Here is an 18,494-nt window from a genome sequence, read left to right as displayed (position 1 = left end):
ACTGCTACTTCCAGCGACAGCTCCGCTCTTGTTGCGTGAGGCGGCATTATAGGCATTTTTTTGCGCCTTGCAACCCTATTTTTTATTTTTTTAGCTGTTCGCTGTTTTTTTCAGCGAAACAGCTAAATTCCACATTTAGTTATTACTTTAAAGCAGCTCGTGCATTACGGAATAAACGCAGCCAAGCCCCATCTTCACTCCAATCATCTGGATACCACGAGTTAGTTACACTACGGAAAACTCGCTCAGGGTGTGGCATCATAATTGCAATGCGCCCGTCTCGGTTACTTATCGCGGTAATCCCCAATGGAGAACCATTTGGATTAGCTGGGTATTGTTCGGTTGGATTAAGGTAATTATCCACATACTGCGCAATAATCTGTTGATTTTGTTGTAATTCAACAATTTGTTGTTCAGAGGCAAATTCTGTTCTTCCTTCTCCATGCGATACCGCAATCGGCATATGAGACCCCGCCATTCCCTCAAACCATAATGAGTTATTTTCATTAATTCTAACTAAGCCAACACGTGCTTCAAAACGTTCTGAACGATTACGCACAAATTTCGGCCATAAATCAGCACCTGGAATAATCTCTTTCAAATGCGAAATCATTTGACAACCATTACATACCCCTAATGCAATTTTATTTTGATCAGCAAAGAAACGACTAAACTGTTCACGTAAATCATTTTGGAATAGGATAGATTTCGCCCAACCGCCACCAGCACCTAGAACATCACCATACGAGAATCCACCACACGCCACTAACGCATCAAAATGCACTAAATTGTGGCGTCCAGCAACTAAATCACTCATATGTACATCAGATGCCGCAAAGCCAGCACGATCAAAAGCTGCTGCCATCTCTACATGGCTATTTACGCCTTGCTCACGCAATATTGCAATTTTTGGTTTTGCACCTACTGCAATATAAGGTGCAGCGACATCATGATTTGGATCATAGCTAAGTTTAGCGGATAATCCTGGATTATCTGCTTGCTGTTTTGCTGCATACTCTTGATCAGCACACGCTGGATTATCACGTAAACGTTGCATTTGCCATGTGAGTTCGCCCCAAATTTGACGTAATACAGAACGAGATTGTTGTAAAACTAATTGTTCTCCACGTTTAATGATAATCTCATTATCCGCCGTAACTTCACCTAAAACAGTTGCAATCTCTGTTAATTGATACTGGGCGAGAATATCCCACACATGTTGATGATCTGCTTGGCGAATTTGTAATACGGCACCTAATTCCTCATTAAACAATACTGCCAGATCATCGTTGCCTAACTTCTCAATATCAACTGTTACGCCACAATTTCCTGCAAATGCCATTTCTGCCAAAGTAACAATCAATCCACCGTCAGAACGGTCATGATAAGCTAGCAACTTTTGTTCTTGGACTAACTGTTGTATTGCATCAAAAAAGGCTTTTAAGCGTTGTGGATTTTCAACATCAGCAGGTTTATCACCTAATTGTTTATAGACTTGCGCTAATGCAGTTGCCCCTAGTCGATTCTTTCCTTCACCTAAATCTAATAAAATGAGTTCACTCGCCCCTTTATCCGTCCGAAGTTGTGGTGTTACCGCTTTTCTCACATCTTCTACACGTGAAAATGCACTAATCACTAACGAAAGCGGTGCAGTAACTGTTTTCTGCTCACCATTTTCTTGCCATGTTGTTTTCATTGACATGGAATCTTTACCCACTGGGATTGTCAGCCCAAGTGCAGGACAAAGTTCTTCACCAATCGCTTTTACTGCTTGATATAAACCTACTCCCTCACCAGGGTGATCCGCAGCAGACATCCAGTTAGCAGACAGTTTTACCCGTTTTAATTCGCCAATATTGACTGGCGCTAAATTGGTAATCGCTTCTGCAACCGCTAAGCGAGCAGAAGCAGCAAAATCAAGTAACGCAACTGGCGCACGTTCACCAATAGACATCGCTTCTCCGTGGTAGGTATCAAAACTTGCCGTTGTCATACCATAATCCGCTACTGGAATTTGCCACGGTCCAACCATCTGATCGCGTGCGACCATTCCTGTAATTGAGCGATCGCCAATCGTGATCAAGAAAGTTTTTTCCGCTACAACAGGGAGGCGTAATACTCGATGTAATGCTTCGGTTAAATCAATTTTTTCTGTTGCTAATGCTGGTGAATTCACCTGTTTTGACACTTCATTACGTTGCATTTTTGGCGTTTTACCAAGTAGCACATTCATTGGTAAATCAATCGGTTTATTCGCGAAATACTCATCATGTAACGTTAAATGTTGTTCCTCTGTTGCCTCACCAATCACCGCATACGGTACTTTCTCTCGAGCACATAATTGTTCAAACAGTGGTAACTTATCGGCATTCACCGCTAATACATAGCGTTCTTGCGATTCATTACACCAAATTTCCAATGGACTCATATTACGCTCATCACTCAAGATTTTACGCAATTCAAAGCGTCCCCCTCGTCCACCATCATGTACTAACTCTGGCATCGCATTCGATAAACCACCTGCCCCCACATCATGAATAAAGAGAATTGGATTTTCTGCTCCCATTTGCCAGCAACGGTCAATCACTTCTTGGCAACGGCGCTCCATTTCAGGGTTATCTCGCTGTACGGAAGCAAAATCTAAATTTTCCGCAGATTTGCCTGATGTCATTGAAGAGGCTGCTCCACCACCAAGCCCGATATTCATCGCAGGTCCACCCAATACTACTAATTTTGCTCCAACAGGAATTTCACCTTTTTGGATATGTTCTTCACGGATATTTCCCATTCCACCAGCAAGCATAATTGGTTTGTGATAACCACGCACTTCTTCGCCATTAAAACTATTTACTTTTTCTTCATAAGTACGGAAATACCCTAATAATGATGGGCGACCAAATTCATTATTAAATGCAGCACCACCCAGCGGAGCTTCTAACATAATGTCTAATGCAGACGCAATTCGATTTGGTTTTGAAAGCACATCTTCCCAAGGTTGTTGGTAGTTAGGAATACATAAATTAGAAACTGAAAAACCGACTAATCCCGCTTTTGGTTTTGAGCCTCGTCCCGTTGCACCCTCATCACGAATTTCTCCACCCGAACCTGTTGCTGCACCTGGGAATGGTGAGATTGCCGTTGGGTGATTATGCGTTTCGACTTTCATTAAAATTGGCATTTGTTCTGCATGATAACGATACGTACCATCTTGATCTGGGAAGAAACGCCCCGCTGTGGATCCCTCCATAACAGCAGCATTATCTTTATAGGCTGACAACACATAATCAGGTGTTTTTTCATAAGTATTTTTAATCATTTTAAACAATGATTTTGCTTGCGCTTCACCGTCAATAATCCAATCCGCATTAAAAATTTTATGGCGACAATGTTCAGAGTTTGCTTGCGCGAACATATACAATTCAACGTCTGTTGGATTACGACCTAACAAAGTGAACTGCTCGACTAAATAATCAATTTCATCACTGGCTAACGCTAAGCCTAACTCTACGTTAGCTTGTTCTAACGCTGCTCGCCCACCTGCTAATAAATCTACTGTCTGCAATGGTTTTGGATCTTGTTGCGCAAAAATTTCAATTAAACGGTCATAATCCTCTACAACCTCTTCCATCATACGATCGTGGATTAATTTCACGAATTGATCCTGTTGAGCTGCTGTCAATGTTGTATCAAATTCACAATGATAGAGGATCCCTCTTTCTGCTCGTACAACGTCATTTAAACCACAACTATGAATAATATCTGTTGCTTTTGATGACCAAGGGGAAATTGTCCCTATACGTGGAATCACAATTTGTCCTTGTAAGAAGCTTTCTGTTACTTGGGTAACAGGGAAAGCCATTACTGCATTCGCGTCAAAAAGTTGATTTAAATGCTCAATTTGTTCAGGATTAAGCGGCTTTTTTACTTCCACAAAATAGAGATAATGCGTTTCGCAGTTACGCAATGAAATTTGTTGTTCAGCAAGTTGTAAAGAAAGGCGGGAGAGTCGAAAATCAGAAAGAGCGGTTGCACCACGGAAAATCAGCATCATAGCATTATTACCTAACTGTAAATAAAAAAATCGGTGCGTATTATACCTGAACTCACAACAAACGGAAACGTTTGCGTATTGGCTTATTTGTACTTATCGTTTAGATCTTATACAATGCGCCTTTTTATTGCCAACTATTGAGGTTTCTTTGAAAGGATTATCCATTCGTATCATTCTTGCATTCGGTCTATTATTATGGGCTATTGACATGGTTTTCCCATGGCAAAAAATTATGCGTTCTGATGATAATCTTTATTCTTCAATCAAACAGCGTGATGAATTAGTGGTTGGCACAATTAATAATGCCTTCTCTTACTTTGTCAATGCTAATGGAGCAGCAGGGTTAGAATACGAACTGACTAAAGCGTTTGCTGATTATCTGAACGTACAACTTCAGATTAAAACCTTTGATAATTCAGAAGACCTCCTGCAAGCATTAGAAAATAATCAAATTGATCTTGCCGCAGCAAATTTAATGTATCAATCAGAGCAGGCAGAACACTTTCAGCTTGGTCCAAGTTACTATTCTGCCTCTTGGCAGCTTGTGTATCGAAAAGACAAACCTCGCCCTTATGACATTAACCAATTAAAAGGGAAATTACTCACCATCAATAATGTCAATCTGCAAAAAAGACTTTCAGAATTAAAACAACAATATCCTCAATTAGAGTGGCAAGTAGATAGTAATATTTCTCCAGAAGAAGCTTTACTAGCTGTCGCTAACGGAGAGATAGATTACACCATCGCTAACTCGCTTGATGTTGCTTCTATTCAACAAGTGAAACCTAATTTAGCTGTGGGTTTTGATTTAACTGAAGAAACTTCCGTCCACTGGTATTTACCAAAAAACCCCTACAATGAACTGCAAGCTGCGTTGCTTGATTTTATGAACACCGCACAAGAATCAGGCTTGATTTCACGCATTGAGGAAAAATACTTTAGCCACCTTTCTCGTTTTGACTATGTTGATGCGCGAACCTATATCTCTGCGATCGAAAATACACTGCCAACCTATTTACCGCTCTTTCAACGTTATGCTGCTCCATTGGATTGGAAGCTGCTTGCCGCTATTTCCTACCAAGAGTCGCATTGGGATACCAATGCCACGTCTCCTACTGGTGTAAGGGGCATTATGATGCTGACCAAAGAAACCGCTAATCGAATGAATATTGAAGATCGAACCGATCCTGAACAAAGTATTAAAGCAGGTGCCGAATATCTACATATGTTATTAGGAAAAATGCCTGAAACTATTGCAACAGAAGATAAAATTTGGTTTGCTCTTGTCGCCTATAACTTAGGTTTAGGGCATTTACTCGATGTTCGACGCTTGACAGAAAGTTTAGGTGGGGATCCCAATAATTGGCTAGATGTTAAAGCAAATTTGCCGTTGTTAGCCGACAAAAAATATTACAGTAAATTAAAATTTGGCTATGCACGTGGTTATGAAGCCTATCAATACGTCGAAAATATTCGTCGCTATCATAACAGCATTGTGAATTACTATCGGATTCAAGAACAGACGCAATGACTAAAAGAAGATACATTACCAGAAACAAATCTCCCATCGCTCAGCCAAAATCCATTGTAATTATGCTAAAATCACTTTCCTTTTTGGCTAACTTGGAGATTTATTATGCGTCCAAACAATCGTGCAACTGATGCGATGCGTCCTATCAAAATTACCCGCCACTATACTAAACACGCCGAAGGATCTGTGTTAATCGAATTTGGTGATACTAAAGTACTATGTAACGCAACGATTGAAGATTCTGTGCCTCGTTTTCTCAAAGGGCAAAATCAGGGGTGGATTACCGCTGAATATGGTATGTTGCCACGTGCTACCAATGTTCGTACGCAGCGTGAAGCAGCGAAAGGCAAGCAAAGTGGGCGTACCATGGAAATCCAACGTTTAATAGGTCGTTCTTTACGTGCAATGATTGATTTAAACTTACTTGGCGAACGTACCATCACGTTAGATTGCGATGTTATTCAAGCAGATGGTGGTACACGCACAGCGGCAATCAGTGGTGCTGCTGTCGCTTTATATGATGCAATTCAAACATTGTTAGATAACGGTACGCTTAGCCAAAATCCAATCAAAGGGTTAGTTGCAGCAGTTTCGGTTGGTATTGTTGGCAATCAAAAAGTCTGTGATCTTGAATATATTGAGGATTCCAATGCCGAAACGGATATGAATGTGGTGATGACCGATGAAGGCAAAATGATTGAAATTCAAGGGACTGCCGAAGGTGAGCCATTTAGCCATGAGGAATTGCTAGAATTACTTGCGTTAGCAAAACAAGGTATTGCACAAATTAATCAAGCACAAAAAGCGGCTTTAGCCCAAACTCAATAGGAAAGAAAATGCAAACTTACCAACAACAATTTATTGAATTTGCGTTAAGTCGCCAAGTATTAAAATTTGGCGAGTTTACCTTAAAATCAGGTCGAATTAGTCCTTATTTTTTCAATGCTGGTTTATTTAATACTGGTGAAGATTTAGCAAAATTGGGGCAATTCTATGCAGAAGCCATTCAAGCTCAACAACTAGAATATGATGTTATTTTTGGTCCAGCCTATAAAGGCATTCCTATTGCGACAGCAGCCGCAACCGCCCTTTATCATCATTTCAATTTGAATAAACCAGTCTGTTTTAATCGCAAAGAAGCAAAAGATCATGGTGAAGGCGGTAACTTAATTGGTAGTCCATTACAAGGGAAAGTGTTATTAATTGATGATGTCATTACCGCTGGCACGGCGATCCGTGAATCAATGCAATTAATTGCAGCAAATAATGCTACACTTGCTGGCGTCATGATTGCTTTAGATCGTCAAGAAAAAGGGAAAGGTGAACTTTCTGCGATTCAAGAAGTTGAACGCGATTATCACTGCCACGTCAGTTCGATTATTACATTTGAACACCTACTCACTTATTTACAACAGTCTGAACAGTACGCTCAATTTCTACCAAAAATGTTGGCATATCGGCAACAATACGGTATCTAATTAAGACTTAACCACTTAGCTATTGCTAGGTGGTAATAGCAAATAACACAAACACCATTGCTAGAATATGGTATAACTATTTTCTTACTTAAATAAACTAGCTATACGTTTAGACAATACAATCTCAAGCTAATCTATTATCACATTATTTTTTATTTATATTTCTTTTGGCTTTTGGGAGTCTTTATGCAACAACTATCACAACGACTAAAACAATTTATAACAAGTGAACCTGCTGGCGGTATCCTACTATTATTTGCAACTTTTTTAGCCATTATGTTCGCTAATCTCACAGCTACAGCACAATTTTACCAAGCCTTTCTGCAAACAACAGTAGCATTCCAATTTGGTGAGTTTCGTTTACACAAACCGTTATTACTTTGGATTAATGATGGCTTAATGGCTATTTTCTTTTTATCCATTGGTTTAGAAGTGAAAAAAGAACTTTTTACAGGATCTCTATCAAATTATAAAACTGCATTATTTCCTGCTATTGCTGCTTTAGGTGGAATGATCGTTCCTGCACTCTTTTTCTATTTCGCCACTTCAGCTTCGCCTGAACTTAGTAAAGGTTGGGCGATCCCGATGGCAACCGATATTGCATTCGCACTAGGTATTATGGCATTGGTCGGTAAAAATGTTCCTTTACCGTTAAAAATCTTCCTTTTAGCCCTAGCCATTATTGACGACTTAGGTGCCATTATCGTCATAGCCCTTTTCTTCTCTAGTGAATTAGGTTCAGTGGCGCTAATTGGTGCGAGTTGCTCTATTCTTATTTTATTCTTATTGAATCATTACAAAGTGAGCTCACTGACACCTTACGGCGTAGTTGGCATTATTTTATGGGTGTGCGTATTAAAATCTGGAGTACATGCCACCTTGGCTGGCGTGATTATCGGTTTTGCCATTCCCCTCCAAGCAAATAACGGCGAAAATTTAGTTCATAGAGTAGAACACGCTCTTGCTCCTTGGGTAACATTTATGATTTTACCGTTATTTGCTTTTGCTAATGCTGGTATTTCATTTCAAGGTGTTGATTGGCAAACGTTAATCTCACCACTACCATTTGCCGTATTACTTGGACTACTGATTGGTAAGCCTGTGGGCGTATTTGGCTTTAGCTATCTCTCAGTCAAATTAAAATTAACTAAGCTACCTGAGGGAGTTTATTTCCGACATATTTTTGCCGTTTCACTGTTATGTGGTATTGGATTTACGATGTCTATGTTCTTATCAGGTTTAGCCTTTGAACAAGATGCACACGAACTCAATATTCTGGCAAGAATTGGGATCTTAACAGCATCTATATTATCAGCCATTTTAGGCTTCTTTACTTTAAAACAGATAACGAAAAATCACTAATCAATCTCTTGTAAATCTAAAACCTATCCTTATATTGGGAAAGATTTTTTTGAGGTACAACTTTATGGCAAAGACTTATACACAAGACAACGATAAACTTTATCGTTTTTTATTTAACAATCGTGCGGTACGTGGTGAATGGGTTCGCTTAAATAAGACATTTACTGAAACTCTCAATACCCATCACTACCCACGTAAAGTACAAAATCTGCTAGGTGAATTACTGGTGGCAACCAGCTTATTGACCGCCACCTTAAAATTTAAAGGAAATATTACCGTACAAATCCAAGGTGATGGACCTTTAAGATTAGCGTTAGTTAATGGTAATGATCAGCAACAATTACGAGCATTAGCTCGTGTACAAGGCGACATTACGGATCAAATGCGTCTCTCTGATATGGTTGGAAAAGCCGTGTTAGTTATCTCTATCATTCCCGAAGAGGGAGAACGTTATCAAGGTGTCATCGCATTAGATAAACCAACTATTACTGAATGCTTAGAAGATTACTTTATTCGTTCTGAACAGTTGCAAACCAAACTATTTATTCATTTTGGGGAATATCAAGGTGAAGCCGTTGCTGCTGGTATGTTGTTACAAATTATGCCTGATGGACAAGGCTCACCTGATGACTTTGATCATCTTGCCACCTTAACCGCAACGGTAAAAGACGAAGAGTTATTTGGCTTGACCGCAGAAGAGATGTTATATCGTTTATATCACGAAGAAACGGTAGAAATTTACCCACCACACACCACAGAATTTTTCTGTGGTTGTTCTGAAGAACGTTCCGCAGGCGCAATCAGCTTACTTTCAGAAGAAGAAATTACTGAGATTTTTGCAGAAAAACCAGAATTAGATATGCAGTGTGAATGTTGTGGTAAACACTATATTTTCACTGAACAAAAAGTAAGAGAAATTAAGCAACAAAGCCTACATTAATGAAGTAACAAAGCCTACATTAATGAAGTAACAAAAACGCTTATTCAACAAGAATAAGCGTTTAGACTGCTGACTAATCTAGATTTAAGTAAGATACTCAAAGAGTTTCTGATAAGCTGCCAAAATATAGGAAAGATTTTCAGGCAAAAACATCTAATTTTTCACAGAAAATCCGCTTTTGTCGCTCGGAAAATCTTAACAAAATGAGGTATAGCAAGACACTAGGCTGAAACCTAAATCGCCATTTGAGTGAAAAAATAAATCATTTAACTACTCCAAATAAAACATTAAAAATCATGTAAATCCTTTGGCTTTCCATCTTATTCAGAGTAAAATCCGCCCTTATTTTTACGATTGCTCAGAACAGATAAGAGAAGAATACAAACTATGTCATTTACCATTGGACAACGTTGGATTAGTGAAAGCGAAAATAACCTAGGATTGGGCTTAGTTACCGCAGTTGATAATCGAACTGTTACTTTTTTATTTCCTGCCGCAGATGAAACCCGAGTTTATTCTGTTGCTGCCGCCCCAATGACACGTGTGTTATTTCAAGTAGGCGACATTATTAATCATCATGAAGGGTGGCAAGCAGAAGTCCTTGAAGTAATGGAAAATCACAGCGTTGCCTTGTATTTGGTAAAGAATCTAACCTCCAATGAAGAGGTAGTGATCAAAGAATTAGATCTTGCTCATCACATTACGTTTAGCAAACCGCAAGATCGTCTCTTTTCTGCTCAAATTGATCGTAATGATCGTTTTTCATTACGCTATCACGCATTACAACATCAACAGCAACAATTTCAATCACCATTGCGAGGTTTGCGTGGTACCCGTGCAAGTTTAATTCCACATCAATTACATATTGCACAAGAAGTTGGGCGCCGTTTATCACCTCGAGTCTTACTTGCTGATGAAGTTGGTTTAGGAAAAACATTAGAAGCAGGATTGATTTTACAACAACAACTTTTCTCTGGACGTGTTGAGCGTGTCTTAATTTTAGTTCCTGAAACATTACAGCACCAATGGCTAGTTGAGATGTTACGCCGATTTAATCTCAACTTTTCACTCTTTGATGAAGAACGTTGCCAAGATTTCGATCGCAAAGATGAAGATGGGCATAGTATCAACATCAACCCATTTGAAAGTGAGTCGTTAGTAATTTGTTCATTAGATTGGTTGATCACGCAGCCGAATCGAATGCAAGAGGCGATTAACGCACAATGGGATATGCTCATTGTCGATGAAGCCCACCATTTACAATGGCACGTTGATGCACCGAGTGAAGCCTATTCATTTGTCGAAAAATTAGCCATACAAACAGCTTCCGTTTTACTTTTAACCGCAACCCCTGAACAACTAGGACAGGAAAGTCATTTTGCACGTTTACGTCTGTTAGATCCAAACCGTTTCTATGACTATCAAGCCTTTGTTGATGAGCAAGCTCACTATCGTCCTGTCGCTGATGCCGTGAATAGTTTGCTATCTGATCATAAATTAACTAACGACGAACAAAATACCCTTACAGAATTATTATCTGAACAAGATATCGAACCATTACTTCGGATCATTAATGGTGTCAACAGTCATCAAGAACAAGTTCGTGAAGCAAAAAACGAACTTATGGCAAATTTGGTTGACCGTCATGGGACAAGTCGTTTGTTATTCCGTAATACCCGCCAAGCGGTTAAAGGCTTCCCAAAACGTATTTTGCATCAGGTTAAATTAGAATTACCGAAACAGTATGCTAACGCACAAAAGGTAGCCAACTTACTGAATCAAAACAACAACCAAGATACGTTGTACCCAGAGATGATTTTCCAACAATTCAATCACGATGCAGCATGGTGGGAATTTGACCCTCGTATTGAATGGTTATTTACCTTTTTAAAGAATCATACTCAAGAGAAAGTATTAGTTATCTGTCAGCAAACCAGCACCGTACTACAACTGGAAAAAATTCTGCGTGAAAAAGAGGGAATTCGATCCGCAGTATTCCACGAAAAAATGTCCATTGTCGAACGTGATCGCGCTGCCGCTTATTTTGCACAACAAGAAGAGGGCGCAAAAGTTTTACTTAGTTCTAGCATTGGTTCTGAAGGGCGAAACTTCCAGTTTGCCAGTCGGTTAGTATTGTTTAATCTCCCCCTCAATCCTGATGTATTAGAACAATCTATTGGTCGTTTGGATCGTATTGGGCAACATAAAGATATTCAAATTTACGTTCCTTATTTCAACAATACTGCACAAATGGTTCTCATGGATTGGTATCAACAGGGGCTTGGAGCATTTGAACAAACCTGTCCAATGGGAGCAACTTTATTTGCGAAATATGGCAAACAATTACAAACTTTCTTGAATAATCCAGACATTAATCTTGAGGAATTTAAGCACTTTATTGAAGCAGTTGCCAAAGATAAAGCAACGTTACAACAAGAATTAGAACAAGGGCGAGATCGCCTCTTAGAATTAAATTCTAATGGCGGCGAAGCTGCCCAACAACTTGCAGCCGATATTGAACAACAAGATGGTCAAGTTGACTTAGTTAATTTCTGCTTAAATCTATTTGATGTCATCGGTTTAGAACAAGAGGATTTAGGTGAAGATTCCATTGTTATTCAACCAACAGGACATATGCTTGTCCCTGATTTCCCAGGTTTAAAAGAAGAGGGATCTACCGTTACCTTTAATCGTCAACTCGCTTTAGCTCGTGAAGATGTAGAATTCCTCACTTGGGATCATCCTATGGTTCGCAACGGTATTGATTTAATTACCTCTGGTGATATTGGTAAAACGGCTGTAAGCCTGTTACCACATAAAGGTTTACCCGCAGGCACATTATTACTTGAGTTAATCTATGTAGTCGAAGCACAGGCACCGAAATCATTACAATTAACTCGCTTCTTGCCACCAACACCAGTACGTTTATTATTGGATATTAAAGGGAATAATCTTGCGCCACAGGTTTCATTCAAAGGATTAGAAAAACAGCTGAAACCAATTAATAAAAATGTGGCGAATAAAATGGTTAAAATGACAAAAGCAGATGTTGAGCGTTTAATTAAGCACTCACAAGAGCTCATTGCACCACAAGCCAATGAAATCATCCAACAAGCAATCGAGAATGCAGATAAAACATTATATGCAGAATTAAATCGTTTAACCGCCTTGCAAGCTGTGAATAAGAATATTCGCCCTGACGAAATTACTCAGCTAGAACAGCTGATCGAACAATCCTTACAGCAACTCAATGCTGCAAGTTGGCGTTTAGATAGCTTACGCGTCATTATTAGTAACAAAGAGTAACGTATGGCATTAATTGATTACCAACCACCAGAAGGTTTACATATTCTCTATCAAGATAATCATATTGCCGTGATTAATAAACAAAGCGGCTTATTGTCCGTTCCTGGCAATCAACCGCAATATCAAGATAGTGCGACGACCCGTGTTGCGGCAAAATTTGGTTTTACTGAACCCGCTCATCGTTTAGATATGGCAACCAGCGGCATATTGCTCTTTGCCCTATCCAAAGCAGCAGAAAAAGAGTTAAAACGCCAATTTCGTGATCGTGAACCGAAAAAATTCTATCAAGCATTAGTATGGGGACATCTTGAACAAGATCAGGGGCAAATTGATTTACCATTGATCTGTGATTGGGAAAACCGCCCTCGTCAACGTATTGATTTTATTGTTGGGAAAAAAGCGACAACACATTACGAAGTCCTCGCTCGTTATCCAAATAACACTACTCGTGTAAAACTGACCCCCATTACAGGTCGCTCTCACCAATTACGCGTACATATGCTGGCATTAGGACACCCCATTTTAGGAGATAAGTTCTATTCACCACCACAAGTAAAAGCAATGGCATCTCGCCTTTGCTTACACGCCGAGAGTTTAACCATCACTCACCCAATTACGAAAGAAGTAATGACTTTTTCTTGTCCAGCAGAGTTTTAAATTGAATAGAAAAAAATTGGCTTAATTGTGTCTCAATTAAGCCTTTCAGATATGATAAACAATTTAATTGATTAAACTTTTCATTAAATTTTGCTAGTCATATATCAGTTTATCTTATTCCAGCCCCACACGCTGTCCAATATCTTTTAATTTGGACAACTCTTCCACCAACTGAGGTGCATCATCTAAGCTAATAGCAAATGTCCATAAATAGGTAATGACAGCATAAATATGTCCTGCTGTTACACCAGATTTATGCGTCAATATGGTTAATGTAACACTAAATAAAATTGCCATTGAACAACCAATCATCAGATAACCAAATGCTTCACGATTGGAAATCAATACACGTAACTTTTCGATAAGATGATAATGTTTCACCAATTCACGATGGCGTGAACGGGCAATACAATCTACTTCTTTTTCAAGGCGGTTATTAAGCTTAAAATAAAGATGGTCATTGACTTTGGCATAATGTGGCAACATAGCAGTAAAAATCACCATAATCAGCAACGCCACAAAACCTGACCAAAATTCAAGCCACAACAGCATAATCACAGCGCCCAAAATCGAAAATAACGATGTGATTAAAATCGGCAAATGATGCTCAAAAAAATCAACAAACTCACGCGAAAGCGTAACTCGTGCATTGGTAGTGGACAGATCTACCCCTTTCTTTCGTTGGTTAAGGATAATGGGCACGGCTAACTCACTATAAATTCTAGTAAAAGTTCTTGTATCCACGGCACGCCGCATTGCGCCGACACTCCAAATGACCAATACCAACAGGGTATAGATCACTGCTGAAATCAGTTGCTGATTGAGTACCGCATTGACAGCAAAACTACCAATCAATGGGTACATCAAGAACAGAATATTTTCAACCGCAACTAAACTAAACGTCAATAACAAGCGTTTCTTATGCTGTTGACCAATCGTTTTCAGCGAACGCAGCATCGTTGGCTCTGATTGAGCGATAAGTTTCATCATTTCACATTTAAACTCAGTAAAGATAAGATATTAATTGTCTATTTCGATAGGAATTTCTTCCATTTGCTTCTGACAAATTCGACTAAATTCTTGCAGTAAAGCAAAAAGTTGAGTTGTTTTTTGTTTACCTAACACAGCAAAAGTTTTTTGACTGAGTTGATCGGTAAGCTGCCAAACAGGCTCGGCTTTGGCTTGTCCTACATCGGTCAAATACATCATACGTTCCCGCTTGTCGGTTGAGCTTTCACGAAACTCAATCCAACCTTTGGCTTTAAATTCTTTGCAGATATTAAAAACGGTTTGTTTCGGCAAAAACCATTCTTCGCTGATTTGTTTTTGCGTTAAACCTTGATTTTCAGCCGCGGCTAACGAATACAACACCGCATAGCTGTTATATGACAAACCAAGTTTCGCTATCCACATTTCCATTGTTGCATCAGCCTCGCTAACATATTTTCCTAATAAATCAATATTATTGCTACGCATCATCAAGTCCTAAAAATGACCATTCATGAATTTCATTCTAACGTTACAAAGCCAAAAATACAAGAAAAATAGTCTTAAAATTTACTTGATTTGGTCCTAAAAAATACTATAATACCGAAAATATAGTAATATTTGGGACTTAATTTCATGCGAATGATTATTCTCTTTCTGAGCTTATTCAGTCTATTTTGCTCTGGGTGTCAGAAACAAGATACCCAGTCTTTTCAGGCAGCCGAAAACAACGATTCTTCACTGAAAATCAGTGTAATAAAACCACAACAGATTGATTTTGCAAAAACACTAAAACTTTCTGGTACATGGGTAGCGAAGGAAGAAATTGCCATTGGAACAGCATTGCAAGATCAACAAGTTTTATCTGTTCTAGTGGAAGCAGGCGATCATGTGAAAAAAGGTCAAATATTGGCAACTTTGGAATATAGCAATGTGCAATCCCAGTTAAAACAAAACCAAGCGGCATTGGTGCGTGGTTGAAGCCGAAATTGGCGCAACTAACTTCAGTAACTGCGGAAGATCGGCAACGGGCACAGGAATAAAATGGTAAAAAACATATATGAATAATTTGGAACAATAAAATAATCACCCAACTTTCACAATCGTGCGACCATATAACTGATGTTGTAATAATTTTTGTCCATAAACAGGCACATCAGCGAGCAAAATTTCTCGGGTAAATGTTTGCAGATAGTCATCTGCCACTAATTTTGCTAATTCTTGCCACACGGCTTTGCGTTGTTCCAATGGAAAATAGACGGAATCCACACCTTGCAAACGGATATGACGTAAAATAAATGGCATCACCGTTGTGTTGAGTTGGTAGCTTTGTGCTAAACCACAACAGACTACACAACCACCATATTGCACTTTACTCAATAAATTTGCCAAAATTTGCCCACCCACCGTGTCAATTACGCCAGCAAATTGCTGTTTCTCTAATGGTCGGCTTGGTTCATTAAAATGGTCTCGGTCATAAATTTTCTTTACGCCTAAATTTAATAAGGATTGGTAACGAGCTGTATTCCCTGAAATAGCAATCACCTGATAACCTAATTGACGCAATAAATAGGTCGTTATCGATCCCACACCACCACTTGCTCCCGTAACAACAATATCTCCATCATCAGGCATCACTCCAGAATGACGCAATTCATTGACACACAACATAGCTGTCAATCCTGCCGTACCTAATGCAATCGCTTTGTATTCCGTTAATGCACCCGACAATTTAATAAGATGCTCTGGCGCAACAAAAGCATACTCACTCATACCACCAAATTGCACTTCACCATAACCAAACCCTGTCATCAACACTAAATCGCCCACTTTAAAATCGGGGTCTTGACTCTGTGCAACACTACCCACTAAATCGATACCAGGAATAAATGGATAATTTTTGATGATTTTTCCTACCCCACAAACTGCCAAGGCATCTTTATAATTGAGAGAAGAATAATGCACTTTCACTTTAATCTTCCCTTCACGCTGTGCTTCTGGGATAAAATGTTCATCTATATTTTCTAATTGTGCGCTAAATGGTTCAGTGTCAGATTGACGAAGGACGAGTGCTTTCATTCAGATTTTCCTTGCTTTTGATATAAACGATAGGCGACTTGCTGGGTAAATTTTTCTTTCAATAATAGCCAATTTGCTGGAATCGCTAATGTGGTGAGATCTTTTTCACTCTCAATATAAATTAACGCATTTTCTGCTAACCAGTGTTCAGAATCTAATAAACACAAGGTTTGCGCCAATAAGTTTTGATGAAAAGGGGGATCAAGAAAGACGATATCAAACGGCTGTTCCACCGTTTGTTGCGTTAAATATTGCAATGTGTCAGTACAATGTACCTCCCCTTTTTCTGTTTTTAATTGTTGTAGATTTTGTTTTAACTGCTTTGCTATTACTGTGGACTTCTCTAGCATAACAACTTTTGCAGCGTGTCGAGAAAGGGCTTCAAAACCTAATGCCCCACTCCCCGCAAAACAATCTAAACATCTCGCCTCAACAATATCATTCATTAACCAATTAAATAAGGTTTCACGCACACGATCAGATGTCGGACGTAACCCTTGTGATAACAATACAGGTAACTTTCGACCTCGCCATAACCCAGCGATAATTCGCACTTCACCTTTACCTTGTGGAATTTTTGAGAGGTTTTTTGCCATAATTAGAAGAAATACTAAGCATAGATGAATTTAAATGATAAACTAGCGCGTATTTTAGTCTATCTTTAATAAATTTGAATAACCTTATTTTACGTTAATTTTTAGTGATTTAACTTGGTATTTTAATCTATGTCAGAAAATAAACAGAAAAAAGGATTTTGGGCTTCCTTATTTGGACGTAATAAACCAACAGAACAACCAACCGATAATTCACAGAAGATCACTTCATCTACACACACAGAAGCAGAAAAAATTGATGATACAGCAATCGCCACAGTAGAAATAGTGGCTGTTGACGCTACTCCAGAAAGACAAGAAGTATCTGAACAACCTGAAGAAATATTCACAACATCAGACATTGAAAATAGCCAAGAGCAGGTTGTAACACTAATACAAGAACAGCCTGAGCCTGAGCCTGAGCCTGAGCCTGAGCCTGAGCCTGAGCCTGAGCCTGAGCCTGAGCCTGAGCCTGAGCCTGAGCCTGAGCCTGAGCCTGAGCCTGAGCCTGAGCCTGAGCCTGAGCCTGAGCCTGAGCCTGAGCCTGAGCCTACTAAAATTGAAACACAAGAAAAACCAACCAAACAAGGCTTCTTTAGTCGTTTAGTGCAAGGTTTAGTCAAAACAAAACAGAACATTGGGGCAGGTTTTCTTAATTTCTTTACTGGCAAAAAAATTGATGATGATTTATTTGAAGAGTTGGAAGAACAATTATTAATTGCTGATGTAGGTGTTCCTACAACCAGTAAAATCATTAATAACTTAACCGAACATGCAACACGCAAACAGTTAAAAGATGCTGAATTACTTTACCAACAATTAAAAGTGGAATTAGGAGCAATTTTAAAACCTAATGAGCAACCATTAATCCTTACTGACAAAAAACCATTTGTGATTTTAATGGTTGGGGTAAATGGCGTGGGTAAAACGACCACCATTGGTAAATTAGCCAAACAATTCCAACAGCAAGGAAAATCTGTGATGTTGGCAGCAGGCGATACCTTCCGAGCAGCTGCTGTGGAGCAGTTACAAGTTTGGGGTGAACGTAATCATATTCCTGTTATTGCTCAAGCCACTGGTGCTGATTCTGCTTCAGTTCTCTATGATGCAATGCAATCTGCTACCGCAAAAGGCATTGATGTTCTGATTGCTGATACCGCTGGCCGATTACAAAATAAAAATAATCTTATGGACGAATTACGCAAAATTGTTCGTGTAATGAAGAAATATGATGAAACTGCACCACATGAAATTATGCTTACCCTTGATGCAGGAACAGGACAAAATGCAATTAGTCAGATGAAACTGTTTAACGAGGCGGTCGGAATTACAGGCATTACCTTAACAAAATTAGATGGTACAGCAAAAGGTGGTGTAATTTTTGCCTTAGCCGATCAATTCAAGGTCCCAATTCGTTATATTGGCGTAGGTGAAAAAATTGATGATTTACGTCCATTCAAGAGTGAAGAATTTATCGAAGCGCTGTTTGTATCAGATAAAGAGATATAAG

Annotated in this window: 14 protein-coding genes; 9 read left to right on the top strand and 5 right to left on the bottom strand. The window is 39.1% G+C overall.

The genetic code is table 11. The features are described from left to right. Positions 1-142: 142 nt before the first annotated feature. Positions 143-4,051, bottom strand: coding sequence for a phosphoribosylformylglycinamidine synthase (gene purL, locus ACFFHK_RS03285; protein ID WP_382369316.1), 3,909 nt, complete (start codon positions 4,049-4,051; stop codon positions 143-145). 148 nt (positions 4,052-4,199) lie between these two features. Between purL and mltF the strand changes: the two genes are divergently transcribed. The 7 genes from mltF to rluA all read left to right on the top strand — a co-directional run bounded on the left by mltF (position 4,200) and on the right by rluA (position 13,325). Further along, a complete protein-coding gene (gene mltF, locus ACFFHK_RS03280) occupies positions 4,200-5,582 on the top strand; it encodes a membrane-bound lytic murein transglycosylase MltF (protein WP_382369313.1) in 1,383 nt (460 codons plus the stop codon). A gap of 105 nt (positions 5,583-5,687) precedes the next feature. Further along, on the top strand, positions 5,688-6,410 hold the full coding sequence (gene rph, locus ACFFHK_RS03275; protein WP_382369310.1) for a ribonuclease PH: 723 nt from the start codon (positions 5,688-5,690) through the stop codon (positions 6,408-6,410). A gap of 8 nt (positions 6,411-6,418) precedes the next feature. Continuing rightward, positions 6,419-7,060 carry an orotate phosphoribosyltransferase gene (gene pyrE, locus ACFFHK_RS03270; RefSeq protein WP_382369306.1) on the top strand — a complete coding sequence of 214 codons (642 nt, stop codon included), beginning with the start codon at positions 6,419-6,421 and terminating at the stop codon, positions 7,058-7,060. A 186-nt stretch (positions 7,061-7,246) separates the two neighbouring features. Further along, the gene (nhaA, locus tag ACFFHK_RS03265; protein ID WP_382369303.1) at positions 7,247-8,422 is read left to right on the top strand and encodes a Na+/H+ antiporter NhaA; all 1,176 of its coding nucleotides are present in this window, start codon (positions 7,247-7,249) and stop codon (positions 8,420-8,422) included. A gap of 64 nt (positions 8,423-8,486) precedes the next feature. Beyond that, complete coding sequence (hslO, locus tag ACFFHK_RS03260) at positions 8,487-9,362, top strand: Hsp33 family molecular chaperone HslO (RefSeq protein ID WP_382369300.1); 876 nt, start codon at positions 8,487-8,489, stop codon at positions 9,360-9,362. A gap of 387 nt (positions 9,363-9,749) precedes the next feature. Then, complete coding sequence (gene rapA, locus ACFFHK_RS03255; RefSeq protein ID WP_382369297.1) at positions 9,750-12,668, top strand: RNA polymerase-associated protein RapA; 2,919 nt, start codon at positions 9,750-9,752, stop codon at positions 12,666-12,668. A gap of 3 nt (positions 12,669-12,671) precedes the next feature. Then, positions 12,672-13,325 (top strand): bifunctional tRNA pseudouridine(32) synthase/23S rRNA pseudouridine(746) synthase RluA, encoded by a 654-nt coding sequence (rluA, locus tag ACFFHK_RS03250; protein ID WP_382369294.1) that lies wholly within the window; start codon positions 12,672-12,674, stop codon positions 13,323-13,325. Between the two features lie 114 nt (positions 13,326-13,439). Here the strand turns inward: rluA and ACFFHK_RS03245 are convergent, their stop codons facing one another. Together ACFFHK_RS03245 and ACFFHK_RS03240 are read right to left on the bottom strand one after the other, a co-directional pair. Continuing rightward, complete coding sequence (locus tag ACFFHK_RS03245; RefSeq protein ID WP_382369291.1) at positions 13,440-14,315, bottom strand: ABC transporter six-transmembrane domain-containing protein; 876 nt, start codon at positions 14,313-14,315, stop codon at positions 13,440-13,442. A gap of 30 nt (positions 14,316-14,345) precedes the next feature. After that, positions 14,346-14,804, bottom strand: a complete 459-nt coding sequence (locus tag ACFFHK_RS03240) for a MarR family winged helix-turn-helix transcriptional regulator (protein WP_382369288.1) — start codon at positions 14,802-14,804, stop codon at positions 14,346-14,348. Positions 14,805-14,948: 144 nt separating this feature from the next. On the opposite strand from ACFFHK_RS03240, the gene ACFFHK_RS03235 reads away from it, so the two are divergent. Next, positions 14,949-15,293 (top strand): biotin/lipoyl-containing protein, encoded by a 345-nt coding sequence (locus tag ACFFHK_RS03235; RefSeq protein WP_382369285.1) that lies wholly within the window; start codon positions 14,949-14,951, stop codon positions 15,291-15,293. A 105-nt stretch (positions 15,294-15,398) separates the two neighbouring features. Here the strand turns inward: ACFFHK_RS03235 and ACFFHK_RS03230 are convergent, their stop codons facing one another. Then, entirely contained in the window at positions 15,399-16,391 is a 993-nt protein-coding gene (locus tag ACFFHK_RS03230) for an MDR family oxidoreductase (RefSeq protein ID WP_382369282.1), read from the bottom strand. Further along, the gene (gene rsmD / locus ACFFHK_RS03225) at positions 16,388-16,987 is read right to left on the bottom strand and encodes a 16S rRNA (guanine(966)-N(2))-methyltransferase RsmD (RefSeq protein WP_382369279.1); all 600 of its coding nucleotides are present in this window, start codon (positions 16,985-16,987) and stop codon (positions 16,388-16,390) included. Before rsmD ends, ACFFHK_RS03230 begins: the two co-directional genes overlap by 4 nt. 129 nt (positions 16,988-17,116) lie before the next feature. On the opposite strand from rsmD, the gene ftsY reads away from it, so the two are divergent. Further along, positions 17,117-18,493 (top strand): signal recognition particle-docking protein FtsY, encoded by a 1,377-nt coding sequence (gene ftsY / locus ACFFHK_RS03220; RefSeq protein WP_382369276.1) that lies wholly within the window; start codon positions 17,117-17,119, stop codon positions 18,491-18,493. Position 18,494 lies beyond the last annotated feature (1 nt).

It is taken from the genome of Gallibacterium trehalosifermentans, assembly GCF_042433055.1.
Classification (GTDB): Bacteria; Pseudomonadota; Gammaproteobacteria; order Enterobacterales; family Pasteurellaceae; genus Gallibacterium; species Gallibacterium trehalosifermentans.
The sequence above is the reverse complement of the archived record's forward strand: the minus strand, read 5'-3'. Positions and strand labels throughout refer to the sequence as shown.